Source organism: Paenibacillus sp. EB106-06-01-XG199, from assembly GCF_058791575.1.
Genome location: NZ_JBYTDQ010000001.1, coordinates 40,332 through 63,399, shown reverse-complemented (window position 1 = coordinate 63,399; position 23,068 = coordinate 40,332). Strand labels below are relative to the sequence as shown.

Annotated in this window: 23 protein-coding genes; 6 read left to right on the top strand and 17 right to left on the bottom strand. The window is 45.8% G+C overall.

Annotation, left to right across the window (positions count from 1 at the left end; genetic code table 11):
* Nucleotides 1-285: 285 nt before the first annotated feature.
* The 3 genes from AC3WT9_RS00335 to AC3WT9_RS00325 all read left to right on the top strand — a co-directional run bounded on the left by AC3WT9_RS00335 (nucleotide 286) and on the right by AC3WT9_RS00325 (nucleotide 1,760).
* Nucleotides 286-657: a hypothetical protein gene (locus tag AC3WT9_RS00335; protein WP_341094153.1), complete on the top strand. Its 372-nt coding sequence runs from the start codon at nucleotides 286-288 to the stop codon at nucleotides 655-657.
* Between the two features lie 25 nt (nucleotides 658-682).
* Nucleotides 683-1,222, top strand: coding sequence for a carcinine hydrolase/isopenicillin-N N-acyltransferase family protein (locus tag AC3WT9_RS00330; RefSeq protein WP_492407472.1), 540 nt, complete (start codon nucleotides 683-685; stop codon nucleotides 1,220-1,222).
* A gap of 97 nt (nucleotides 1,223-1,319) precedes the next feature.
* Nucleotides 1,320-1,760 (top strand): DUF6376 family protein, encoded by a 441-nt coding sequence (locus AC3WT9_RS00325; RefSeq protein WP_341379007.1) that lies wholly within the window; start codon nucleotides 1,320-1,322, stop codon nucleotides 1,758-1,760.
* Nucleotides 1,761-1,884: 124 nt separating this feature from the next.
* Here the strand turns inward: AC3WT9_RS00325 and AC3WT9_RS00320 are convergent, their stop codons facing one another.
* From AC3WT9_RS00320 to AC3WT9_RS00270, 11 genes are all read right to left on the bottom strand, one after another.
* Complete coding sequence (locus AC3WT9_RS00320) at nucleotides 1,885-2,790, bottom strand: hypothetical protein (protein WP_341379008.1); 906 nt, start codon at nucleotides 2,788-2,790, stop codon at nucleotides 1,885-1,887.
* 291 nt (nucleotides 2,791-3,081) lie between these two features.
* Complete coding sequence (locus AC3WT9_RS00315; protein WP_341379009.1) at nucleotides 3,082-3,849, bottom strand: VOC family protein; 768 nt, start codon at nucleotides 3,847-3,849, stop codon at nucleotides 3,082-3,084.
* A complete protein-coding gene (gene proC, locus AC3WT9_RS00310) occupies nucleotides 3,849-4,658 on the bottom strand; it encodes a pyrroline-5-carboxylate reductase (RefSeq protein WP_341379010.1) in 810 nt (269 codons plus the stop codon). The genes AC3WT9_RS00315 and proC overlap by 1 nt, the downstream gene beginning before the upstream one ends.
* A 17-nt stretch (nucleotides 4,659-4,675) precedes the next feature.
* A complete protein-coding gene (locus AC3WT9_RS00305) occupies nucleotides 4,676-5,506 on the bottom strand; it encodes a MetQ/NlpA family ABC transporter substrate-binding protein (protein WP_341094160.1) in 831 nt (276 codons plus the stop codon).
* 12 nt (nucleotides 5,507-5,518) lie between these two features.
* Nucleotides 5,519-6,538, bottom strand: a complete 1,020-nt coding sequence (locus tag AC3WT9_RS00300; protein WP_341379011.1) for a uroporphyrinogen decarboxylase family protein — start codon at nucleotides 6,536-6,538, stop codon at nucleotides 5,519-5,521.
* 29 nt (nucleotides 6,539-6,567) lie between these two features.
* A complete protein-coding gene (locus AC3WT9_RS00295) occupies nucleotides 6,568-7,227 on the bottom strand; it encodes a methionine ABC transporter permease (RefSeq protein WP_341379012.1) in 660 nt (219 codons plus the stop codon).
* Nucleotides 7,202-8,245 (bottom strand): methionine ABC transporter ATP-binding protein, encoded by a 1,044-nt coding sequence (locus AC3WT9_RS00290; protein WP_341094162.1) that lies wholly within the window; start codon nucleotides 8,243-8,245, stop codon nucleotides 7,202-7,204. Before AC3WT9_RS00290 ends, AC3WT9_RS00295 begins: the two co-directional genes overlap by 26 nt.
* Before the next feature lie 41 nt (nucleotides 8,246-8,286).
* Nucleotides 8,287-9,438: an amidohydrolase gene (locus tag AC3WT9_RS00285; protein ID WP_445745039.1), complete on the bottom strand. Its 1,152-nt coding sequence runs from the start codon at nucleotides 9,436-9,438 to the stop codon at nucleotides 8,287-8,289.
* A gap of 30 nt (nucleotides 9,439-9,468) precedes the next feature.
* Nucleotides 9,469-10,152 carry a GntR family transcriptional regulator gene (locus tag AC3WT9_RS00280; protein WP_076114509.1) on the bottom strand — a complete coding sequence of 228 codons (684 nt, stop codon included), beginning with the start codon at nucleotides 10,150-10,152 and terminating at the stop codon, nucleotides 9,469-9,471.
* A gap of 295 nt (nucleotides 10,153-10,447) precedes the next feature.
* Nucleotides 10,448-12,613 carry a glycosyl hydrolase gene (locus AC3WT9_RS00275; protein ID WP_445935394.1) on the bottom strand — a complete coding sequence of 722 codons (2,166 nt, stop codon included), beginning with the start codon at nucleotides 12,611-12,613 and terminating at the stop codon, nucleotides 10,448-10,450.
* Between the two features lie 334 nt (nucleotides 12,614-12,947).
* Nucleotides 12,948-13,934: an aldo/keto reductase gene (locus AC3WT9_RS00270; protein WP_341094166.1), complete on the bottom strand. Its 987-nt coding sequence runs from the start codon at nucleotides 13,932-13,934 to the stop codon at nucleotides 12,948-12,950.
* A 189-nt stretch (nucleotides 13,935-14,123) separates the two neighbouring features.
* On the opposite strand from AC3WT9_RS00270, the gene AC3WT9_RS00265 reads away from it, so the two are divergent.
* The gene (locus AC3WT9_RS00265) at nucleotides 14,124-14,912 is read left to right on the top strand and encodes a nucleotidyltransferase domain-containing protein (protein WP_341094168.1); all 789 of its coding nucleotides are present in this window, start codon (nucleotides 14,124-14,126) and stop codon (nucleotides 14,910-14,912) included.
* A gap of 70 nt (nucleotides 14,913-14,982) precedes the next feature.
* Here the strand turns inward: AC3WT9_RS00265 and AC3WT9_RS00260 are convergent, their stop codons facing one another.
* From AC3WT9_RS00260 to AC3WT9_RS00240, 5 genes are read right to left on the bottom strand one after another with little or no spacing between them, the layout of a single operon-like run.
* Nucleotides 14,983-15,996 (bottom strand): Gfo/Idh/MocA family protein, encoded by a 1,014-nt coding sequence (locus AC3WT9_RS00260; protein ID WP_341379015.1) that lies wholly within the window; start codon nucleotides 15,994-15,996, stop codon nucleotides 14,983-14,985.
* Nucleotides 15,993-17,186 carry a radical SAM/SPASM domain-containing protein gene (locus AC3WT9_RS00255; protein WP_341379016.1) on the bottom strand — a complete coding sequence of 398 codons (1,194 nt, stop codon included), beginning with the start codon at nucleotides 17,184-17,186 and terminating at the stop codon, nucleotides 15,993-15,995. The genes AC3WT9_RS00260 and AC3WT9_RS00255 overlap by 4 nt, the downstream gene beginning before the upstream one ends.
* Nucleotides 17,186-18,304, bottom strand: a complete 1,119-nt coding sequence (locus tag AC3WT9_RS00250; protein ID WP_341379017.1) for a UDP-glucuronosyltransferase — start codon at nucleotides 18,302-18,304, stop codon at nucleotides 17,186-17,188. Before AC3WT9_RS00250 ends, AC3WT9_RS00255 begins: the two co-directional genes overlap by 1 nt.
* Nucleotides 18,305-18,317: 13 nt before the next feature.
* Nucleotides 18,318-19,652, bottom strand: coding sequence for an ATP-grasp domain-containing protein (locus tag AC3WT9_RS00245; protein ID WP_341094173.1), 1,335 nt, complete (start codon nucleotides 19,650-19,652; stop codon nucleotides 18,318-18,320).
* Nucleotides 19,649-19,891 carry an acyl carrier protein gene (locus AC3WT9_RS00240; RefSeq protein ID WP_341094174.1) on the bottom strand — a complete coding sequence of 81 codons (243 nt, stop codon included), beginning with the start codon at nucleotides 19,889-19,891 and terminating at the stop codon, nucleotides 19,649-19,651. The genes AC3WT9_RS00245 and AC3WT9_RS00240 overlap by 4 nt, the downstream gene beginning before the upstream one ends.
* A 168-nt stretch (nucleotides 19,892-20,059) precedes the next feature.
* Between AC3WT9_RS00240 and AC3WT9_RS00235 the strand changes: the two genes are divergently transcribed.
* Nucleotides 20,060-20,992, top strand: coding sequence for a helix-turn-helix domain-containing protein (locus AC3WT9_RS00235; protein WP_341379019.1), 933 nt, complete (start codon nucleotides 20,060-20,062; stop codon nucleotides 20,990-20,992).
* Nucleotides 20,970-21,956 (top strand): hypothetical protein, encoded by a 987-nt coding sequence (locus tag AC3WT9_RS00230; protein ID WP_341094176.1) that lies wholly within the window; start codon nucleotides 20,970-20,972, stop codon nucleotides 21,954-21,956. Before AC3WT9_RS00235 ends, AC3WT9_RS00230 begins: the two co-directional genes overlap by 23 nt.
* Nucleotides 21,957-22,089: 133 nt before the next feature.
* Here the strand turns inward: AC3WT9_RS00230 and AC3WT9_RS00225 are convergent, their stop codons facing one another.
* Nucleotides 22,090-22,989, bottom strand: a complete 900-nt coding sequence (locus AC3WT9_RS00225) for a LysR family transcriptional regulator (protein WP_341094177.1) — start codon at nucleotides 22,987-22,989, stop codon at nucleotides 22,090-22,092.
* Between the last annotated feature and the right edge of the window lie 79 nt (nucleotides 22,990-23,068).

The following is a 23,068-nucleotide window of genomic DNA, read 5'->3' as shown; positions in this document are numbered from 1 at the left end:
ACCTCCTTACTCCTATAGTTAGATTATCTAATTACTTTGAATATAACTGATTTCTTTTATTTTTGCAAACCAGATTAGAAACCAAAGGTAATCCTAAAGGCAGAGTTACCTAACATCATGTATTCGAGAGTTGTACAGAATTCCGAAAATTCGAAGCTTGCTCTTCAGCTCGTGCCCCTCTTCGACCTGTCAACTATGCGCAGGTAATGACAGGACAATATGAAAGAAAAACAATATCATAGTACTTATAAAATTTCCGAAAAAATCTGAAAGAAGGCGCATAACATGTCAAACCAGTTTGTTAGCTTTTCAAAATTCGTCTCAGAGGGCAGCCATTACGAGATTGGCACTAAGCTGGCTCATACAGTCAGAAACAACCCGGAGCTTAGGAGTATCAATATACAAGGTGATTGTATGGATAGTTTTTTATTAAGAAAGAAACAAACCCTTTTAGATGAATTTTGTCCCGGAGTAAACGAGGAAATCCTTGGACTTTCAGACAGCTTAAAGATCCCACTGGGAAAATTGGCTGTATTTGCGGATCATGTAATAGAAGCTGGAGCATGCAGTCAATTCTCAGCTTTGCCAAGTATTACATCTGATGGGCACACTTTAATTGGCAGAAGTTATGAATTTTCTACTGAAGATGAGATGTGAGGATGCCATATATCTTTTGAAGAATATGCCTATACGAAGCAATGTAAACCTGCTAATTGCTGATACTTACGGAAATGCCACAATAGCTGAAACTGCCTGTTTCGGAGACGATAGGAAAATATCTTTTAGAAACAGTGAAGATTTCCTTGTTGCAACAAATCATTATGAGAGCAACGAAATGTTGCCTTATGATAATAACCGGAGAAGGCATTCTGTTATTCGATATAACACTATAAAAGATTACTTCTCAAAAAAGAAAGGATCTATTTCTGTAGAATCAATAAAGACAATACTGGAGGAAAAAGTGCCAAAGGGCGTATGTTGCCCATTTTATGAAGATGGTTTAGGAACCTTGCATTCAATGGTTTTTGACACGACGGAGATTAGCGTACAGGTGTGTTTTGGGGCAGCATCCCCGCAAAAATGGGAAACAATTTCCTTTAATAGTCCATGTGAAAATTCTAAAATACAAGTCCCCATAAATAACGAGTTCCCCCAAAACCCAAAAACCTTTTGGGAGCACTTAAATCCTGGAAGTATGGAGCAAAATCGTCTTCATCGGTAATCGTAGCCGCATATCACTTTCATGCAACCTGATGCCCTTCTGGCCGTATGAACTACAGTAAACTTGGCACATACGATACTCTAAAGGAGTGAAGCAAATGAAGAAATATGGCTTAAGTCTGCTGCTACTCATCTTGCTGGTTGTACCGGGTTGCGGGATTGCGGAAAAGGTAGGAGACAGCGTCAACTTCACAGCCGAGACAGCTTCTTATATGCAAACTTTGACGGAGTTCGGACAAGAGATGGGGACCTGGGCAACGGATGCTGCCACCGACCCGCAGGCCAGGGATGAATTAAAGGATAGGCTGGTTGCCCTCAAGGAGCAGATCGTCCAATATGCCGGGCTTCAGGTTCCGGAATATGCGGCAGACCTGCATCAATCTATTGTCGGATACAATGAAACACTGCAGCAAGGACTGGATCAGGCCATAACTAACCTGGAAGAAGGAAAAGCCGCCTTCGAATCGACAGGTATTCCCGAGACTATAAATCAAGTCAACGAGCTATTGAACCAGATCACCCAGGTTATCCCGCAGTAACAGCCTAAATAAGCGCTCGAGGTATGGGAAAAGATACCTCGAGCGCTTTTTCTTTTGTCCGCCGCATCTAAGGATGCACGTGAAAAAGAAGTGGCAGGTTTCTCCACTTCTCTCAAATTTTCATTTATGATGCTATTTCTGCTTTTTGTACGCTAGTTACAATCTCTTGGCTGATAGGAATGACTGCCTTTTTATCTTCTTGCTCTTCAAAATTCCCATGTTTATCTAGCGTATAACAACTCTTTATCAGGTAACCCTGTTGACAATTGGGACAATGACCAAACTTAAATCCATATTTAACATTAGTATCTGAAGCCACATCCTCACAAAGCGTCTTTTGTTCTGTGATATAATTTGTTAATCCTTCACCGTTGTTATTTTGTATGTATTGATTGATTTCACTTAATACCGGTTCTATCATTTCATCATTTACGTCCAAAAGTTTATGTTCCTGTAGATACGCTTTGTTACATGAAGAACAATGTGTCTTACCACTTGTCACCAGTAATCCGGCACTTAGACCACCTATTAATAAACCAACACATTGTATGAGGAATTTGCTGATGTTCACCCACTTATTGGGTTCAATATCTATGGCATTGCTCACATGCCCTCTTGAAAATATGCTTAAACTGCTATTATTAAATTTATAATCATAATAATTCAATAGAGTTATAGGTTCATCTGATTCTCCAAACACAAAATTGCTTATATGCTCCCCCTCAAACTTATAATTAATTTCATTGGATGATGAGACATATGCCATTTGATATTCTCCATACATAAACCCGCTAAATGAAAGTAATATGAAAATAAGCGAAATTAAGTAGCTGTTTTTATTCGGCTTTAATCCCTGTCTCACAGTTTTAGAAAAATATCCGAAGGTGGCTATACCTCCGAGAATAATCCCCCCTACCGGAATAATGAATAACACAGAAAAGCTGAAAAAGTTAAAACCTAAGAGACTCAAGATAAGCAATTGCACAATTACTGATACTGCCGCTGTTATTACTCCCCAAACCCATTTCATAAATAGTACTTCCTCCTCTTTCTGAATAAGATATATTTTAACATCTGATGCAAAATGCCCCAATAATAAAAATTACATCATTTTTCGACAGTTCAATCTTGTATTCCTGCCTGTTCAGCTGGCTTGGGCTGCGAGAAGATTTTGAGAATACGGCTGCCAGTGCTAATCCGCTTTATCGGCAGGGAAATGGGGATAAACACATTCTCTCTGCAAAACGCAGATAGGGTTGTTACCGCGCTACGCGATAACAACCCATTTTCAAACCAAGGAAATCAGTTGATGCAGTTACTTTTAAACAAACACATATTCACCAGCACCAACTTGAATCGTCTTCCCTTTTAACCCGATGGAATCTGTTTCAAAAATGACCTGTTTGAATTGGTTCTCATCCCCTTGCATAAAAGCAAAAGAATTATCTCCAATCTTAAGGGTGAAGGTGTCATTAACCTCTGACTGTTCAATTGGCAGTCCAAATAACTCTCCCCAATGTTCAGCGGCGGCTGCAGGATCTGAGACACGGAATACCGCCCTCACGATTTCCGCATGTCCCGCAGGATGGGATTGAATGACTCCGGATGCCGTTAACCGTTCCAATCGCTCTTCATCCGTCCCGTTCCATTGAATGATAAACGGATAGACCAGTCCTTGAAAGTCTCCATCAATGGTCATCATCCGCCACTCTATTAATCTTCCTTCATTATCCAGACGTTTACCATCGATTATAGGAGATAATGATAAGCCTGCCGCCTTCAAGGAGGCAGCGATTTCTTCAATATCATTCGTCCGGATCACAACTCTGCTTAAGACTTCCTGCTCTGGAAGAAGGTTAACCGCATCCCTCACTACAACATTGTGTTCGGTTGCCTTTGCTAATTCCAGATTCTCAATGCCGAGAAACTCAAGATACGTTAGCCCAAAATAACTTAAGGCATTATAGGTTCCCCAATCCTTATGAGAACCTCCCTTGAAAGCAACCAAACCATAACCGCCGAAGATTTCAACCGGTTTATCCAGATCATTCACATAGTGTACTAAATGATCCCATTTCAAGGTTGCCATTATCCCTTCACTCCCAGCTCAGTAGTGCGCTTCACGGCTGCCAGAACACTTCTTTGCAGTCCGGCCGCGAAATCACTGTTGTTCAGCTCGTACAAGCCGTGAATACCAACACCGCCAGGCGAATTATTAATATCAAGCAATTGTCTTGGATGTAGACCTGTCTGCTGCAGCATCACAACCGCTCCCATAACATTCTCCAGCGCTACCTTCCAAGCTTGCTCCCGTGGCAGTCCGGCGAGGACACCCGCATCCGCAAGAGATTCAATGAAATAATAGATATAATTAGGTCCAGCCACACCGAACCCAGTGAAGATATCTATATATGACTCCTCCAGATATTGTACTTTGCCGAACCCGAGCAGGAACTTCTCAACTTGATCACGAGTGGCGTAGGCATTTAAGGCTACACCACTATATCCGTAACCCGTATCAGTCAACGTATTGGGAATGACCCGAATGATTGGGCGTTCAGCTCCAAAATATTGTCCTAACTGCACAATCGTTACCCCCGCCACAATCGATACGACTGCAGCAGCAGGTGAAGCGAATTGTTGCACAATTTGTCCGAGTGCAGTCAAATCATCCTGTGGGCGAACTGCAACTACAATCAACTCTGCTGTTGAGAGGCCATGCTCCTGCGAACTATCCGTATTTACGCTGTATTTTGTATTCAACAACTGAAGACGGGCTTCATTAATATCGGATACACTGATTTGATCTGCAGACAGGCTATCATTGGCAATACTTGCGCGGATGATAGCTTCCGCCATCTGTCCTCCGCCAATAAAATGAATCTTTTGCTTGGTCACGTACGTTCACTCCTTACTTAATTATTTTTCCATGCTTCAGGCAAAATGAAACCATCATATTTCTCGATTCCAAGGATATATTCTTCAAACTCTTTGGATTCATAGGCAGCCTTCAAGTCCTTGGCCCACTGGGAATCTTCATCCTTTTTGTTAACCGATACGATGATTCTGTGCTGCATTGGCGTGTTTTCAATCTTGAGTGCATCCGTAATCTTTCTGTCAGGTGAATTCGCAATATAATTACCGTTCACAACACCATAATCCACATCTTGAAGGGAAACCAGAATTTGCGCCGGGTCCAAAATTTTAATATCAATATTATACTTATCCGGCTCCATGCTGTTAATGTTGAAGTCCGCTACACCTGCTCCTTCTTTAATTTTGATCCAGCCCAATTCCTCCAGAATACGAAGTGCACGCTCCTGGTTAACCGGATCGTTGGGAACCGCCACCGTTGTACCATCTTTAACATCGTCAAGAGTAGTATGATTTACGGAATAAAGACCTTGTGGAGCACCTGGTACATAAGCAATTCCTGTCATGTCTGCGTTAATTTCTTTATTAATGGCTTCCATGTAAGCTGTACTTTGGAATATGCTCGCGTCAATGGAGCCTTCCTTCATCGCCGGATTAACCTGCATGTTTTGCGAGAAGGTTTTAATGTCAACTTTATAGCCTTGTTTCTCCAGGATCGGCAGAATCGACTGACGGAATTGTTCCTCATAGGTTCCGACACCGAATCCAACGGTAAGCTTCTTCTTATCTCCAGAACTTTCTGCTTCCTTATTGCCGCAGGCCGTTAACACCGCCAGAACACCTATCAACATTACTAACATTAACTTTTTCATTACCTTCATCTCCTATTCAAATACTGAGTTTTTTAGTTGTTCTAACGCCTCATCTGTAACATTTAGCGGGATCGCACAATTTGGCGAGAGAATAAAAGGCTGGTTTTTCATTAACGTCAAAGCTTCCTTCGCCTGCTTTTGAATTTGATCTGTATTGTTTACTGCAAACAATCCATGATCAACGCCGCCTACTTTAGTAGCTTTAAGATTCGCTTCTAAACCTGGATTGCCTTCGGCTATAGTATCCCAGCTGATTCCATCAATACGATAATCATTGAATTTCTCCGGCTTTGCATGCGATCCACAGGTATGAAGGATGTTTTTGCCATAGCTTGCGGCCTCCAACACAATAGAATCATAGGGTCTGGAGAACTCATCGAACATCGCTTCATCAAATAATCCCGGATGTGCCGTTCCTGTCACTGCGTAGAACAAACCATCTGAACCTGCTTGCTGCAGCTCTTGCACATAATCAGCCAAGGTTAATGAAATCGCATGTAAAGCATGGTGTGCTGCCGCTCTATGCTCTTTAAACAACGATTCCAAAGTAACAGGCTGCTCAATGCCAAACACAGTTTTTGTTACATAAGCAGAACGCCCTACGATAAACAGCAACACCGTTAACGGCGAAAATATCGTTTGGATTAGCGGGGTGTCCGGTAACCCTTGACGAATTTTTCTGACCGCCTCTAAATGCTCGATCAGAGAAGCAGTCTGGGTTGCCTTTTTCACTTCGAGATCCCAAAGGTTATCGGCGGTAGTAATAGCAGTCGTCTTTTGTCTTGGAAAAACGGTCTGATAATCCGTAAAGTCATATTGATTTCCCCAAGCTTCAGCTAAATAAGTAGCTCTAGGATTAATTTTGACCCAGTCCCAATCATATTTTTGCGTAAAAGAAATCGTTGTTGCTGCTAAATCTTCTGCATTTTGTTCCTTGTCAATAAAATGACGCCATCCGCTGACAATGTGACGATCCGCCTGTTCTCCGGATAATATTGCCTTAAACCGGTCCTGCTTACTCCATTCACTCATCTGCCGATCCCTCCTTGTATCTGTAATAACTAATAGCGGCGAATTTTTCTTGCCAGCTTGTTACCTAAAGATTGAATGCCTTGCACCAAAATGATGAGAATAAGAACAGTGGCTACCACTACTACAGTGTCAAATCGCTGGTATCCATAGACTATGGCCAAGTCTCCAACTCCGCCGCCGCCTACCGTTCCGGCCATTGCAGTTGCGCCAATCAGCCCGATCGTTGCTGTTGTCAATGACAGGATTAAGGAACCGACCGCTTCCGGCAACAAAAAGTACCAGATGACTTGAAAAGGAGTAGCCCCCATCGCCTCTGCGGCTTCCAGAATTCCCGGGTTCACTTCAAGCAGCGAGTTCTCTACCAAACGTCCTATATAAGGTGCGATATAGATAATTAGAGGTACGATCGCTGCGCTTGTCCCAATCGAAGTATGCACAATGGCCCGTGTAAACGGAACAATCGCAACCAACAAAATAATAAAGGGTAGAGAGCGAATGATGTTGATCATCGGATTTATGATGGCGTAAAGGGCTTTGTTCTCCAATACACCGCCTGGACGAGTGATTACTAGCAATATCCCGATTGGAATCCCGAGCAGGGAACCAAGAAACAAGGAGAACCCTACCATTTGAATCGTTTCTATTATGGCCTGCATAAATTGTTCACTTGTTACTGTGGTCGAAAACATAAGATTCTACCTCCTCTACACCGACTCCGCTTCTTTTCAGGAAAGCTAAAGCATTGTTAATCTCTGATTGCTCTCCATTTAATTGAATGATCACTGTTCCGAGTGTCGTTTCTTGAATCTCCGTCATATTCGCAAATAAAATATTGACCTTTATCTCGGAAGAACGAATCATCTCATACAGAACGGGCTCAGATGCATTTTCACCAACAAAATTAAGTTTATAGAGCAGACTTCCATGTTCTGCTTTTATTGATTTTTGAACGCTGGACGTCATGCTGTTTTGAATAACGGTTTTCACAAAATTTTGCGTGGTCTCATGTTTGGGTTGACCAAATACATCCAGCACGCTTCCTTGCTCGATGATCCGCCCCTCTTCCATCACAGCCACCTTGTTGCAAATCTCTTGAATGACAGACATTTCATGCGTAATGATCATCACCGTAATGTTGTATTCCGCATTGATTTTTTTCAAAAGCTGTAAAATAGATCGTGTTGTCTGTGGATCTAAGGCAGAAGTCGCTTCGTCACACAGCAGGATAGACGGATTCGAGGCAAGCGCTCTGGCAATCCCGACCCGCTGCTTCTGTCCACCTGATAATTCACTCGGGTAGCTTCCAGCCTTGTCACTTAATCCGACAAACTCAAGCAGCTCCTGTACCCGCTTGCGGATTTCATCTTTATTCTTTTTCAGCAGAACGAGAGGAATCGCGACATTATCAAATACTTTTTTAGATTCTAACAGGTTAAAATGTTGAAAAATCATGCCGATATTTTTCTTGGCCGCCCTCAGCTCTTTGTCGTTGTAGGTTCCTAAATCACGCCCGGCTACTAGAACCTGGCCTTTTGTGGGTCTTTCCAAATAATTGACTAAACGGATTAATGTGCTTTTTCCCGCACCACTATAGCCGATAACCCCGAATATATCGCCTTTTTCAACCTTTAAATTGATCCCTTGCAGAGCATCAATCGTAATATCCTTGCGAGTGAATGTTTTGTACACATTCTTTAATTCAATCATGTTCATTCCCCTCAATCATATTGTAGATTTAAGATTTAGGATTAAGCCCTCTCTAGCAGCTTCTGAAGTGCTTGCTCTGACAATGAAGCAAAATATTTAGCGGCAGGCAGTATAGCTGCCTCATCCACATCGAAACGGGGGTGATGCAAAGCATAGGCCGGGCCTGTTCCGATATTTACAAATGCACCCGGTATCTGCTGTAAATAATATGAGAAATCTTCTCCCCCCATTTGCGGCGGGATATCATGCACATCATATCCGGCTCCTATGGCGACCTCTTTGGTGAAGTCAGCCCAGTCCCCATGATTAATAGTTGCTGGCGGGCCAGGATACCAGTGCAATTGCGCCTCAGCCCCGGCTCCTGCAGCAATCCCTTCGATAATTCGGGTCATTTGTATAGGAATCTGGCGGCGGATCTCTTCATTGTAAGTACGTACCGTACCTTCTAATTCAACTTTTTCCGGCAATACATTCCATGTGAAGCCCCCGTTAATTCTGGTAACACTTAACACAACCGGCTCTAAAGTATTATTTTGGCGGCTTACGACGGTTTGCAGCATTGTAACAATTTGCGCAGCGGTCACAATCGAATCCACACCTTTTTCCGGAGTAGCAGCATGAGCGCCAACGCCTTTTACAGTGATTTCAAACCGGTCAACACCTGCCGTTAAAGCTCCCGACCTCGTTCCAAAAGATCCTGTTGGCAAGTCTGGTGAGTTATGTAAACCGAATATAGCAGCTACATCCTTGAGGCCTCCTGATGCTAAGACACTTTCCGCCCCGTGTCCTGTTTCTTCTGCCGGCTGGAACAAGACTCTAACTCTTCCCGGCAATTCACTTTCACGCTCTTTCAGCAACAAGGCAGCGCCTAAGATGGTAGCGGTGTGAAAGTCATGGCCACATGCATGCATTTTTCCTGGAATCTCTGAGGCAAAAGGTAATTCCGTTTGTTCTTCTATCGGGAGTGCATCAATATCACAGCGAATGGCCACAACAGGCCCGTCACCTTGTCCAATCTCTGCGATAAGTCCCGTCTCTAAAGGGAGGTCTAAAATATGTATATTGGCAGTTGTCAGCCATTCCTGCAGTTTCTCTGTTGTTCTGAACTCTTCATATGCCAGCTCTGGTTCTCGATGCAGGTTTCTTCGAACCTCTATTAATTGACTAGCTAAAGCTTGATCAATCTTATGCAGTGGCTTCATAGGTGAAGTAATCCCCTTTCGTTATGGGCCGATATGGTCTATCTCGTTTTCTTCCATCCCTTTGATTCGCGCAAGCGCAGTAGATAAGCTGCTTAGAATATGATCCCGCATTGCTTTTTCTGCACCATCTTCATTTTTGTCAGCGATCATTTGCAGGATATAATTATGTTCTTCATCCGCCTGTGTGTTCCAATCTCCATGCATGGAGACATAGCGACAGTAGCGAAGCGAATGATCTCTTAATTGATTCAGAACTTTCTCAAACGTTCTAAGTTCACTGATTTCAGATAAATAATCATGGAACTCAAAACCATAGGATACAAAATCCTGTTTATCACCTAGCTGGAAGGAATGTTTGATTCGCTCCATCATCGTTGTTAAATGTAGAATATCTTTATCTGTAGCATGCTTAGCTGCACTTCTAGCAATATAGCCTTCAAGCATGCTGCGAATCAGAAAAACCTCTTCCACCTCTTTGATAGTTACGGAGGCTACCCGCAACCTGCCATTTGGCTGACGAACGAGAAAATCCTCATTCTCCAATCTCTGAATGGCCTCTCTTAAAGGAGTCCGGCTGACCCCGAGCAACGCCGCCAAATTTTCTTCATTTACCGCTTGATTCGGCTCTAACTCACTATCAATAATTTTTTGTTTTAATGCATAGTAGGTATTATCCTTAGACAACCTTCGTGATCGTATCACCATACCTATATTGCTCCTCATCGATAATTTGAGAATGGCTTTAAATTTATTTGTATAATTGTATACAATTATTAAATTAATAGATTAAATAGATGATTATTTCAAAACACGTCTTTGTTTTTCAAGCTTTTTTCATACTATAAACCTATTATTCCCCCTAGTCAAGTGGGTATTATGGGTGAATAAAAGCTTTTATTGTATAAGAGGAACAGAATTCCTATCAAACAACCCAGTACCGCACCGGCACTGGGTTTGTTGTATATTTGAAGGGACGTTATGGAACAGCCCTTTTACTATTTTAAGGCTCAATCCCCCATACTAAAGTATCGTTTTGGTATAGTGTAACTTTCTCCCAATCGATGAAGGCGTTTTGAGCTCCGCCAAACGAGTAGTCGTCCACTTCATTAAAGTTTGACCAGTCGCTTTTCGCAGCACGGAATTGAATGTCACCACTCTGTCCTCCTGCTGCGATGGAGCCTGCATTTGCGCTAAAGGACAACTCCAGGTAAGTGTCAGCACCGGTTTTCGCCTCACTTAAAGGTGTGAAGGTTCCGGTTACATTGCTGTTTCCAATCTGCGCCCAATCCGTCCAGAAGTTCATTGCTGCGCTTCCTTCTTTCGTGAAATAATAACGTATTTTGAGAGCATTCAAATCTACTGCAGCTGTTCCTGTACTTACAATATTGAATGAAGCACTGATCGAATTGTCTGTTGCACTACTGTTATTTACTTTGTATTGAACCTTGAGTGAGCCTGTAGCCGGAGCCTGTGGAATTACGCTAACTTCAGTAGAGTTAACGCTGGTTCCTACGCTGTTTACCGCATTCACCACATAAAAATATGCAGTACCATTCGTAACATTGTTGTCTGTGAAGCTTGTACCCGTTACATTTGTTGCCACAGTCTCATAAGGCCCGCCGCTAACTGCTGCACGTTGTACCGTATAACCAGCCGCACCACTGGATGCTTTCCAGCTAATTGTGGCTTGATTATCGCCTGCCTTTACCGCTACATTGCTAGGTGCCTCCGGTGCTTTATCGGGATTCGTCGGATTATTCTTCCAATCCGGTAATTCATCCAATGTCACCACGTATTCGTGATTATATAGCTTATTCAGATGAGCCAATGAATTTGTTATTCCGTCTTTTAAGTGCTCTCCTTCCCAAGTACAGAACCAACTCCAATCGGCATTATATAGTTGTAATAGCTCAGGATCTGGAATGGAACCGTTTTCACTTAACGCTACAAGTTTATGATCATTACCCAGTGCTACAAGTTGATCGAATTTTCCGATCTGTGGACTGTAATCCCCTTTGCTTGGATAGGAATCGTAACTTACAATATCTACAACGTCATCCCCCGGATACCACTCTTCGGCAACGGAGTTCCATACCCAAATTAGGTTATTCAAGTGGTGCATATTCGTTAAACGATCATACACAATACGGTATAATTCTTTAGCTGGCCCTGGACCTTTTGCTCCCCACCAGAACCATCCGCCTTCGGCTTCATGCAATGGACGGAACAATACTGGAACATCCGCATCCTGCAATCTTTTTAATTGGACAGCTATGGCATCAATATCTCTTAATAACAGCTGATAATCTTCAGAAGCTTTATGTTCAAGAGCATAACTTAGGTCGAATGTGGTTGAGTCTGTGTAGAAACCTCTCCACCATTCTTTTCCTGGCTGATCAATGAGGTCTTTGGGTGCGTTCCAATGCCAAGCAAAAGTCACAATCCCATTTTGGCCGTCCCATTGGATGGCTTGATCAATCTCGTTAGAGGTAGTCCCCCGCTCGACTCGTGATGGTGAATAATCCATCAGATCAAATCCGACAACTGCCGGTTTCTTTCCGGTATTGGCTTGCAACCAGCTCACATTGTCATATTCCTGCTGTCCTGAAAGAATGGCTTTGCCATAATTATCAACAAGATAGCCCATCAATGCTTTAGCTTCCGGTGTTGCAGCCGGATTGACTAAAGCGTCCGTCACTTGGTGAGGGGCAGGAGCAGCTGCAGGTTCTACTTTGACATAATCAATTAGATACCAGCCCCAGTGATTTTCAATTCGAATTGTATTCTCTCCTGCATTTAATAACGCTTTTGTCACTGGAATTTCAGTAAATTCAGTCGTTTCCGCAAAATCAGCCACTCCGGCGGGCACTCCGTTTATAGACAGATTAGCCTGTTTATAGCCGTAAATCGCATTGTACCTGATATAGATTTGATATAGCCCCGTCGTTTCCACCATTGTCGTAACGGTTACAGAATCGCCAGCGGTGTCAAACCCTGTAACATACCCTGTGCCGGAAAAGCCGGAAACTGCCGTGTCGACAGTAGTTCCACTTAATATACCATCCTCTGCTTCATAAATCTTAGTCTGGGTGTTTGCGGAAGCTACTGCCGGAATAACGGATAGAACCACAGATAGCAATATGAATATGATTCCAAGCCTTTTCATCATAATTCCCTTCCTCCCATTAATTTTTTTAAAAGTAAGCGCTTTCTATATTGATCTATCCCCTCCCTTCAAATGCTAGACTCCACTCTATTTTAAAACAAAACAAGAACATTATCATCATAATTTTGTATTTTAGGATATATTTGGTATGTAAAATATGGATTTGCCCATTAATCCGGGACTTCACTTCCTTCTCAGCCATTGGAACAGCTCCTGCCAATTCCGGAACCCTATATTTCTGCGATAGTTCTCCGAAGACCTGATCAGTAAAAGAAACTAAAAGACACTAACGCAGGTTAGTGTCTTTGTCTGTTCATAGCTTGCAATTTTATCATTACATAGAAATAGGACCCACTACCGGATGAGGAACATATGGCTCTTCCAGCGACGCAATTTCTTCAGCTGTTAACGTAATGGAAAGAGCGGCTACGGCATCTTCAAGGTGAGACATTTTCGTGGCACCGATAATCGGGGCTGTTACTGGTTCTTTCTGCAACACCCAGGCAAGGGCAATTTGAGCACGGGGTACACCACGTTGCTCTGCGATTGCTGCAACTTTCTCTACAATCAATCGGTCCGTATTTGCAGTCGCATCATATTTAGATTTCTGGACTTGGTCGGTTTCGGAGCGATGTGTGGTTTCCGACCAATCACGGGTCAATCTCCCTGAAGCAAGTGGGCTATATGGAATCACAGCGATTTTTTCTTCCTTACAAAGCGGCAGCATCTCTCTCTCCTCTTCACGGTATACGAGGTTGAAATGATTCTGCATGGATACAAACTTAGTCCACCCATTGTTCTCAGCTACATGTAATGCCTTTAGAAACTGCCAAGCATACATGGCAGAAGCACCGATATATCTTGCCTTCCCGGCCTTAACAACATCATGCAAGGCTTCCATCGTTTCTTCAATGGGAGTATTGAAATCCCAGCGGTGAATCTGGTACAGATCCACATAATCTGTTCCCAGTCTCTTAAGACTCTTATCTATTTCACTCATGATCGCCTTTCGGGACAGTCCAGCACCGTTTGGACCTTGATGCATCCGGAAATAAACTTTCGTCGCCAGGACAATTTCATCTCGATTGGCATAATCCTTTAAAGCCCGCCCAACGATTTCCTCGCTTGTTCCGTCTGAATATACATTCGCTGTATCAAAAAAATTGATCCCATTCTCCAGAGCTTGTTTAATAATGGGACGACTCCGCTCTTCATCAAGGACCCATGGATGGACCCATCGTTCTGCTTCACCAAAGCTCATACAACCCAGACATAGCCGAGAGACATCCAAACCAGTATTTCCGAGTTTCATATATTCCATTTGATTGTTCCCCATTTCCACATAGATTTTGTTTCCTTCAAATGTAGCTTACTCCTTGGAGTTAACTCCAAGGCAAGCGATTTTATTAAACGCTGCGAAAGAATAGATGTCTTCATTGACCATAGCCGCTAAGCATGGTAATCGTTACGCTCTTAATAGAACAAAAACAATATAGAGAGGATGAACCTGATGTTGGAACACCATAGACAGACAATGGAGAATTTCGTGAACAAGCTGAAGGTTGCCCCTTCATGTCTGGCGGTCATCACCTCTGGATCGGTTGCCCGGGACCGGGCGAAGGAAACTTCCGATGTGGATGTCCATCTGGTAGTCACAGATGAATCCTACGAGGTACATGCAAAAAATAACAACCTGTCTTATGTGGACCGGGAGGCCAGCACATATGAAGGCGGGTACGTAGATGTGAAGGTGACTAATCTCCGCTTTCTGGAGCTGGCCGCTGAGCGCGGTAACGAGGCGACACGGTATGCATTTACCGGTTCGCAAGTGCTTTTCTCAAGAATACCTGAACTGGAGCGTATTGTAGCTCGAATCCCCATTTATCCCGAAGAGAACCGTGAGTGCAATTTGCGGGACTTCAGCGCACAGATTCACCTGCATGCTTTTTATTTCGCTAAGGAAGCCGCCAAAAATAACGATGCCTATCTAATGGCGCATACAGTAAGCAATCTGGTATTTTACAGCGGACGGATGATCCTGGCTTATAACCGTATGCTCTTCCCCAGCCACAAGGCCTTGCTGGATACGGTCGAGACCGCGCCGCACAAACCGGAGGATTTCAAACAGCGGGCTACAGAGCTTCTACTCCATCCGAACGTCAATAAAAGCACACGCTTTGCAGCGATGATGCTCTCTTTCCACAACCCCGGGCTTTCCTCAGACCAAGCACTGGGGATCTATGTAAAGAACAATGAGCGCAACTGGATAGACCAGCCTCCTCCCTTGTCAGACCGTTAATCCGCACAACAAAAACAGTCTGATCCCTAGACCAGCAACTCTGGCCACCGGATGCAGACTGTTTTCTTATTTACCTATAGCTCCAGGCCTGTTGGGCCACAGCCATCATTCGCGCTTGAAGAGTTACCCGTTCCAAGGAACGTTCCAGTCCAGCTTCACGGGTCCCATCCATTATTTCAGCGAAAGCTCGAAGCTGGTTCACGTAATAATTCATTGGCTCAAAATTTTGAACTGTACTGCGGTCATCCGGCAGATCATGGCGTATTTTCATAGGATAGAATCCTTTGAGCGGCCGTAAAAAATCGGGTACCGTCAGCACCGTCTGATCAAAATAAAGGGTATGCGAGGCGCGGTAAGGCAGCTCAAAGGAGATCAGACATTCCGTATCCAGCCCGCTGTCATACTTAAGCGCAGCCTGAAAGGTCCAGTCGCAGCCGTCCGGACCGTCAAATTGCGACTGCCCGGAGATTTGCACATGTTGAAGCCCCTCTATGTTCGCCACGAACTGTAGCCAGTAACAGCCCAGGTCAGCAAAGGCACCGCCGCCTTTTGACTTGATGCTGCGGTAATTCCCGGAATGTTGGTCCTTGGCAGGAATGGTTATACGGGTCTTCAGACTGCGCAGCTGGCCGTATTGACCGGAATCAATGATGGATTTGAGCGCCTGCTGCCAAGGATGATGGGCCACCATCAGACCTTCGACTAGCTTCGGGGCTGCAGGCTGTGCCGCAGCCGTCCCCAATTGTTCCGCCTCTGTGGGAGTCAAGGCAATTGGCTTCTCGACCAGCACATGCTTGCCAGCCGCCAGTGCCTTGAGGGCCCACTCTGCATGCAGGTCATTGCTGAGAGCGATATATACCGCATCCAGCTCCTTCATTTCCAGCAACGCCTCAAGACTGCCTGCAACTTGGGGGATGTTGTATGCGTGAGCCAGTTCCATTGCCTTTTCTGGGGTGCGGTTGGCAATAGCGGATACGGTAATATCATCAACATAACGAGCCGGTTCCAGCAGGGCAGGCCTGACGATATTCGAAGCACCGAGAATGCCAAGCCTGTAAGAGTGTGCCCCGCCTTCAGTCCTCATACATGTGTCAGTGCCGAATAGGTATTCAGGTACAGCACATTGCACTTAGAGCAGGCCGGGGACAACCCTTCGTCCAGAGTCCTCCGCAGCCGGTCATAACGCTCGGAGTTCCAAATATCCGTTAGGGATTGTTCGTTTACATTGCCAATAGACAACTCGGAAAAGAACTTGCAGGCGCTTACATCGCCATTCGGGGCAATATCGACCCGGGTGCTAAGCGCCAGACATTTCGAGCTGCTGCGGGACGCCATCGGCTTGCCGGCCACGAAATCCTCGATCTCATCGAAGTCCAGTCCCGGCTGGTAACGGATGCGGGTATTTTTCCAGGTGTGGGCATTGATCCGTTTCAGGTCTTCCGTCAGCCTGACCACATTGTCAGGTTTGATATGATACTTGAAGGCATGCCAGCTGCTGCGGTGGTCCGGGCTCAGCTCGGCAAGCCACTGGAAGTGTTCGTCATAGAACCGGTCCATTTCCAGACTGGTCTCTGTGGATATATACCAGGGGAAGCACAGCAGCACCAGATCGACACCCTTTTGCTCGAAGAATTCCACCATTTCGTACAGCTTGCCGATCATATTGTCATTGATCACATTATGCACTGATATTCTGCCTCTGAACTTCCCTTGCTCCCGCAAGGCAAGCAGCCGGTCCACAGCCTCGACCACTTTTTGAAAAGAGCCTTTTCCCCGCAGCAGATCATGTTCTTCCTCGAAGCCCTCAATCGGGATCAGCAGTTCCAGATTGTCCGAGATCGCACACAGCTCCTCTTCATATTTAGAGAGAAGAAGGGCATTGGTGCAAATCGTCGTATCTCTGGGGTGCGCCTGGAGGAGCTCCAGAATTTGCTGTGTATCGCGGTGAAACAACGGCTCTCCGCCCCACAAGTACAGTCTGGACTGTGCTTCATCGGTCTCCTCCAGCAGTTCGCGGATCATATCCAGCCTCATATCGAGATTCTGTTCGGTCTTGTCCATATCATGGTGATAGCCGGATTCATTCCACTGATAACAATGCTTGCAACGAAGATTACAACGGTTGGTCAGCTTGAGCGACATAATTTCCGGCATCACTGTCTTGAAGCCGGGATCAAGCTTCCGCTCTCTATGCGGAACGACGACATTTTTGATGGTGCGTTTCAGCGCTTCAAAGGACTTGGCGTCCAGCGCGACTTTGCTGCTTGGTTGCATTAGCTTCTCCCTTCTGCTGCGTACAGACGTTCTGCATAGCTTTTGGCATAATCAGGATACTGTTCTCTGGATGTTAGGATGTTCTCCGATAACCCCCGCAGCAGTTCACGGTCAAAGCCAGCCTGCTTCCACTCTTCATAATGGATACCGAAGCCAAGCTCGACCCAGAGATCACTGTTAATTTGCTCATGGGGACCGAACGGGTCCAGCAGCACGAGCGGAGTCCCGGAAGACAGTGAATCGACCAAGGCACCACCACCCGGCTTACTGATGACTGCGGAGGCCTGGCGGATAACACCATACATGCCTTCTGGATAATTATGACAAGGGGGGAACCAGTTCTCCCCGCTGCCGCTCACCTTGGCAAAGGGAGGAAAGCAGTAGTGTCCGCTGCTGTCACGGAGCCATGTCCTCCACTGCGGGTCATTCATATAGTAGTGTCTTCCGTGGATTTCTTCGCCAATCTCCTCATTGCTGTAAGCAGCTATATCAAGCAGGTAGCCCGCTGCCTCCAGCTCAGAAAATTTCTCGCGGAATGTTCCGATTCCCCAACCTCCGCCATGCACAACCAATCTGCCATTCCTTGCTGGCATGGGCAGCGGCTCGATACCCGTGTCCATTCTGCACAGCACCTTCCGATTCACAAGGTCATACATGTTCACTTCATGGTAGCCCTGCGCATACCCGGGGTTCAGTTTGCGGAGGTTCTTCCAGGAAGGAGAGAGGTCCGCATCGATATAGAGCAAATCGGCCAAGACTTCATAAGCCGCCGTTTCCCGGTACATGTCCAGTACATGAACCCAGTGTCCGGAGAGTGTAATGAAATGCTGCCTTCCTTCCCCGCGCCAGCGTTCAAATAACGCTTTGACCACAGTGGGGTCAAGGCTGCTGCGGATATCCCCCGGTATTTTTTGCGAAGTCAGCGCCACGGCAAAATTCTCCCTGTAAGCTTTGCGGCTGTTATCTGTCGTCTTCTTCTTATCCTCAAACATTAAGGTTTCGAAGACCTCCACCTCCGCCTTGATTCCCAAAACCTTCAGCGCCCGTTCAATCAGCAGGCCAGGAACATAAAAGCCCAGCCCAAAGCCAGAACATAGTATCGTCACTGTATCCTTCATTGGCTGCTTCCCTTCATTTCCGCAAAATAGTATATCCGCTGCTTTGCAGCGCCTCGTCCAGCTTGACCGACAGCTCCTTCTTATGCGCAGTATCGCGGTAAGCGAGCGCCGCATACAGCTTGCCTTTGGTGCCTGCGGAGTGCTCCTTGCCCGGCGGATGAAGCGTACCTGAAGTTAAAGGAATTACGCCTTCCCCGTTTCCCGCGCCGAACAGAATATTCGCTTGCTCCAAATTCCGCAGCAGCACTTCATAAGAGGTTTGCCCCATAGAAACCAGCGGAACTTGAACCAGAACCGTATAGATGTCTTCCCGGTTCAGATACCGGTCTACGCTGTGCTTGATCAGACTCATCGATTTTCGTGCATTAATCTCGACCAGAGGCGCAATTGAGCCGTCGCGCAGCAGCATCGAATCCACACAGACGTCGCCATAATAGCCATCCTCGTAGAGTTTTCTCCCTATACTGTGCATGATTTCACAATAATTCTCCTGCTCCAGCCTATCCAGCAGCGGTTTGCCGGGAGACTGTGATTCTCCGAAGGCAAACCCATTGTTGACCAGTTGCTGCACAGACACAATGGAGATTGCACCTGCTTGATCAATATGAAATTGACAGGAGAAATCCATTTCACGGTCGAGCAGCCGCTCCAGCACAAAGCGGATTCGCTTCTCCTTATTCCTGCCGGATTCCAGATACCCGGCAATTCTGCGCAGGGTCCGCTCGGAATCTACCAGCTGGTTTCCTTTGCCGGAAACACCATACTCATCTTTGATCAGGAATGGGCCCTTCTCCAGCAGTTGCAGTCCGGTATGCAGTAATTCCTGGACGCTGTCAACCGCTAACCCTACGTTCGGCAACGACAGGCGGTCCCGCATCGCTATCGAGTAGGATTTGGTGTTCACGCTGCGTACCGTCTGCTCGTCCGGCAGTTCGGGCTGAAGGCGGTAGCGCCTTAGGGCATTCTGTGTTCCGGGAAGCACGGCAAAGGGGGAAAGAGACGCTCCCCCGGGTATCATCCTGGCTAATGGGCCTTCCGGGTCCAGTCTGTCCAGCAGCTCAAATATATTCAGACTCTCCTGAGCAGCACCTTCCTCTTGCAATGTCATCGGATACACATTTGTAGTGAATGCATAACCGAGGGAATGCAAATAATCGGCCTGCGCTTTGTCCATGCCGTAACGGGTCAGCAGCACATCGCCGCTGCCGCAGAATACAAACAGCATTTCATCCATAGCCTGCACAATAGACATCCCGCTCAGGTCGGGAATGGAAGGCAGCGCGGCGAGGTCTTTCTCCCGCCAGTACCGTTCCGACTCAAAGCTGCCGCAATGCACCGTAGTCTTCATTGTCCGGTAAGTCCGGCAACATAACCCGTGAAACGGTCTACCGATTTCAAATGCTCCAGATCAAAGGTATCGAAATCAACTTCGACATTGAACTCATCTTCGATCCTAAGAATAAAATTAATAATCTGGAGCGAATCCAGAGCAGCGTCAATCGTCAAATCGGAGCTGCCGTCAAGCGTTTGCAACAACGCCGGATCCTCCTTAATTTCCGCTATGATTTCAATAACTTTTTGCTGCATGTGTATACTCCTTTCTGTGTGATTACTTGGATGGAATGAAAAGAATATACCAAATTTAATACTGTTAATATATGGTTGAATGCGCCAAAATATTCAGTTATACTAGATGGATTCCAGACTACTAATCTTACTTATTCTTCTATTTCTAGCTGAAACGGAGGTTCGTCTATGGAGGTTTTTCCGGTAGTTGCTGGGGAATATCTATTTGACACAAATTCACCGGTTCAAGTGTTGCTGACCGAAGAATCACTCACATCTGTTCTCCACCAGCATGATTTCATGGAGATCGCATATGTGCTTGAGGGAGAGGGCATTCAGCTTATCGACGGGGACAAAATACAGGTTGCAAAGGGCGATCTGTTTGTCATCCCGCCTGGGGTATCCCATGTGTTCCAGCCCCGGGATCTGAGTGGAACACAGCCGCTGCGGATCCTGAACTGTATGCTGAGTCCTGAGGTGTTCAAGCTTCCTGCCGCTTTGCCGGCGCTCTTCACGGGGCCATTCGATGAAGAACAGCAACGCCGGTTGCGGTTGCTGGAAGAACAGAAGTCCTGGTTCGGTTACCACGAGCAGGGAATGGAACTGGAGGCCTTGTTCCGCCACATGCAGGACTTACATAACAACAGCCCGTCGGCAGATCCATTGAGGCTGTACCCCTTATTGTTTGAACTTCTAAGGATTGTCGAGCCTTGTGCGGGAGTTCCTTTCTCAGACCGTTTACAGCAGGCAGATGATCCGCTGCATGATGTAATTTTATATATGGTCAGTAATTTCAAACAGAGAATTTCATTGAAGGAGATCAGCCGCTATATTTCCATGAGCTCGCGCCAATTTCAAAGACTGTTCAAGCTGAAGACCGGCAAATCCTATATCCAGCTGTTTCAGGAAATTCGTATGAAATACAGCTGTGCAATGCTGATGTTCACAGACTTTGGCATTCAGAAGATTGCGCTTGAGGTCGGGATTGGAGATATGAAATACTTCTACCGTTTGTTCCGCGAATACAGCGGGATGACACCGGGGAATTACCGCAATTGGGGGCACAGCCATTTCTCAACTGGCAAGGAGATGATAAGTTATGCTGAACATCCTGCCCGTTAAAAGCACTCCCTACCCTACGCTTCGCAGCTGTATCGATGACTGTATCCAATCAGTGGCTGAATGGCAGGGTAAAGACAGCAAGTACATGTACGGCAATGCCTGGCAGTTCTCCTTCAAGCAACAACAGTCTTCAGAACAGTCCATCATCGACCGGGTATCTACTCCGCGAATCAGCAAGGAGTATCTGGCGGCTTATCATGGGATAAATTTTACATATGTGAACCGGGAAGAGCCGGCGATGGACAAGTCTTTTCTGCTTGATATGCTAGAGAAGCGGCTCGCTGGCGGCATGCCTGTTCTGGTAGGATTCGATTCCTATAGCTGCCCCTGGTGTCTGGCCTACCGTAAGCTGCATACTTCACACGCTTGTCTGGCTGTAGGCGTCGATCGTTCAAGCCGGAAGATTTATTTAACGGATGGCTACTACGGCCGCCCCCTGGAAGCGGTGGATTTGGATGAATGGGAGTCCGCCTGCCATTTCTTCGCAGAGTTCAGCCTGTGCGAACCATCACGCCCCCTTGGGCAATGGCGCCTTGCCCTTGAGCATACGCTGCTGAATCAAGAGCATGAAATCCAGCCGCTCCAGGTTGCGGAGCATCTAAGAGCCTATGCTGATGCCTACCTCGAGACAGGAATAATCGCAGAGAACCCCGGGGAATATAGTGCCTATTTCTTGCTGGCTGCCAATACCCTTCCGATCACCCGGATAAGGTACAGCCTCTTCTTGAGTGCCATTTCCGCTGATCAAGAAGTGTCTGAGCTTACCCGCATTGCCGAGGGCTACCGGATTGCCGGGGAGACGTGGAATATGGTGAATCAATTTATGATAAAGGTGATGTGTTCGGGTAACAAACCGGCACAACGCGGCAAAATTCATAAGAAAATGCTTGAAATCATTCACTCGGAAGAAGCATTGCTGCTTGAGCTGGTGCAATTAGTGAACCAACCCGCATTCAAGAGTTAAATTTCCATTTCCCATAGACACCACTACAAATAGACCGCTCCTTATCAGGAACGGTCTTCTCTTATTACGCTTAGATCAAATAGATCTAAAGAATTCGGTAACTTCTTGAGTTTTTTTATCTCTGTTCAAGCAACTACTTCTCTAATTGTTCCATGACCAGTGCAACGAACGACTGAACATAACTTTCCTGCTGTGCCTTGGGTCTGCTGGCCATCCATATGGAATGCTTGGTCACAGCGTCTCCTGTTTCAACCTTGGCTAACGTCCCCTGATCAAGATAAGGCTGTGCCAACAAGGAAGAAACAAAGGTAATTCCATAACCGGCTATCACGGCCAGAACCGTCTCGTTCACACCATTAAATTGCAGTTCGATCTTGGGTTGCGCTACTTTTCTGTCTTCACACAGCCGAAGCAGTCTCTCTCTGGCCGCACTACCCTCCTCTCTCATAATAAACGCCTCAGATACCACGTCCTCAAGGCAGATCTGCTGCTTGGCAAAAGGGTGCTCGGAAGAAACCACAAACACGTACTCATCCTTGTACAATTCGCGATACTCAAAGTTTCCCGTATTATGTGTAGGGAACTCCATATCACTGTAAATAGCCACGTCCGCTTCAAAGTTAATTAGTTTCCCCATAGTTTCGTAAGAATTGGCGGTTGAAATCTGAATTCCAAGGTCGTGAAACCGTTGTTTAAATAAGGATGCCCATCTAGGAATCAGCAGGCTTGTAGCAAGGTAATTGCCTGCGATACGGATATTCCCCATCGGAAATTTGTGATAATCTTCAATCATTTGCTCTATTTGTTCACCCATGGCAAACAGTTTCTCAAGTGGCTGGATCAGCCTGTGTCCAAGTGGTGTGAGCGCCATCCTCTTTCCTCTCACTTCTAATAATGTAATATTATTCTCCCGTTCAAACTTACGAATCTGTGCGGATATCGCGGGCTGGCTGATATGCAATCGCTCCGAAGCCTTGGTTACACTACCTGTTATCGCCACGTAATAAAACAATCTCAATACATGAAAGTTCATCTGAATACCTTCCTAACGATATGAATGGAACGCTGTATTTGTGCAAACAGGAATTCGCAACTATAAATATACATTATGA

What these genes read in the sequence shown, in the direction of transcription:
- AC3WT9_RS00335 (WP_341094153.1), top strand. Translation starts at nt 286, where the DNA reads ATGTCAAACCAGTTTGTTAGCTTTTCAAAATTCGTCTCAGAGGGCAGC.
- AC3WT9_RS00330 (WP_492407472.1), top strand. Translation starts at nt 683, where the DNA reads ATGCCTATACGAAGCAATGTAAACCTGCTAATTGCTGATACTTACGGA.
- AC3WT9_RS00325 (WP_341379007.1), top strand. Translation starts at nt 1,320, where the DNA reads ATGAAGAAATATGGCTTAAGTCTGCTGCTACTCATCTTGCTGGTTGTA.
- AC3WT9_RS00320 (WP_341379008.1), bottom strand. Translation starts at nt 2,790, where the DNA reads ATGAAATGGGTTTGGGGAGTAATAACAGCGGCAGTATCAGTAATTGTG.
- AC3WT9_RS00315 (WP_341379009.1), bottom strand. Translation starts at nt 3,849, where the DNA reads ATGGCAACCTTGAAATGGGATCATTTAGTACACTATGTGAATGATCTG.
- AC3WT9_RS00305 (WP_341094160.1), bottom strand. Translation starts at nt 5,506, where the DNA reads ATGAAAAAGTTAATGTTAGTAATGTTGATAGGTGTTCTGGCGGTGTTA.
- AC3WT9_RS00300 (WP_341379011.1), bottom strand. Translation starts at nt 6,538, where the DNA reads ATGAGTGAATGGAGTAAGCAGGACCGGTTTAAGGCAATATTATCCGGA.
- AC3WT9_RS00295 (WP_341379012.1), bottom strand. Translation starts at nt 7,227, where the DNA reads ATGTTTTCGACCACAGTAACAAGTGAACAATTTATGCAGGCCATAATA.
- AC3WT9_RS00290 (WP_341094162.1), bottom strand. Translation starts at nt 8,245, where the DNA reads ATGATTGAATTAAAGAATGTGTACAAAACATTCACTCGCAAGGATATT.
- AC3WT9_RS00280 (WP_076114509.1), bottom strand. Translation starts at nt 10,152, where the DNA reads ATGGTGATACGATCACGAAGGTTGTCTAAGGATAATACCTACTATGCA.
- AC3WT9_RS00275 (WP_445935394.1), bottom strand. Translation starts at nt 12,613, where the DNA reads ATGAAAAGGCTTGGAATCATATTCATATTGCTATCTGTGGTTCTATCC.
- AC3WT9_RS00270 (WP_341094166.1), bottom strand. Translation starts at nt 13,934, where the DNA reads ATGGAATATATGAAACTCGGAAATACTGGTTTGGATGTCTCTCGGCTA.
- AC3WT9_RS00265 (WP_341094168.1), top strand. Translation starts at nt 14,124, where the DNA reads ATGTTGGAACACCATAGACAGACAATGGAGAATTTCGTGAACAAGCTG.
- AC3WT9_RS00260 (WP_341379015.1), bottom strand. Translation starts at nt 15,996, where the DNA reads ATGAGGACTGAAGGCGGGGCACACTCTTACAGGCTTGGCATTCTCGGT.
- AC3WT9_RS00255 (WP_341379016.1), bottom strand. Translation starts at nt 17,186, where the DNA reads ATGCAACCAAGCAGCAAAGTCGCGCTGGACGCCAAGTCCTTTGAAGCG.
- AC3WT9_RS00250 (WP_341379017.1), bottom strand. Translation starts at nt 18,304, where the DNA reads ATGAAGGATACAGTGACGATACTATGTTCTGGCTTTGGGCTGGGCTTT.
- AC3WT9_RS00245 (WP_341094173.1), bottom strand. Translation starts at nt 19,652, where the DNA reads ATGAAGACTACGGTGCATTGCGGCAGCTTTGAGTCGGAACGGTACTGG.
- AC3WT9_RS00240 (WP_341094174.1), bottom strand. Translation starts at nt 19,891, where the DNA reads ATGCAGCAAAAAGTTATTGAAATCATAGCGGAAATTAAGGAGGATCCG.
- AC3WT9_RS00235 (WP_341379019.1), top strand. Translation starts at nt 20,060, where the DNA reads ATGGAGGTTTTTCCGGTAGTTGCTGGGGAATATCTATTTGACACAAAT.
- AC3WT9_RS00230 (WP_341094176.1), top strand. Translation starts at nt 20,970, where the DNA reads ATGCTGAACATCCTGCCCGTTAAAAGCACTCCCTACCCTACGCTTCGC.
- AC3WT9_RS00225 (WP_341094177.1), bottom strand. Translation starts at nt 22,989, where the DNA reads ATGAACTTTCATGTATTGAGATTGTTTTATTACGTGGCGATAACAGGT.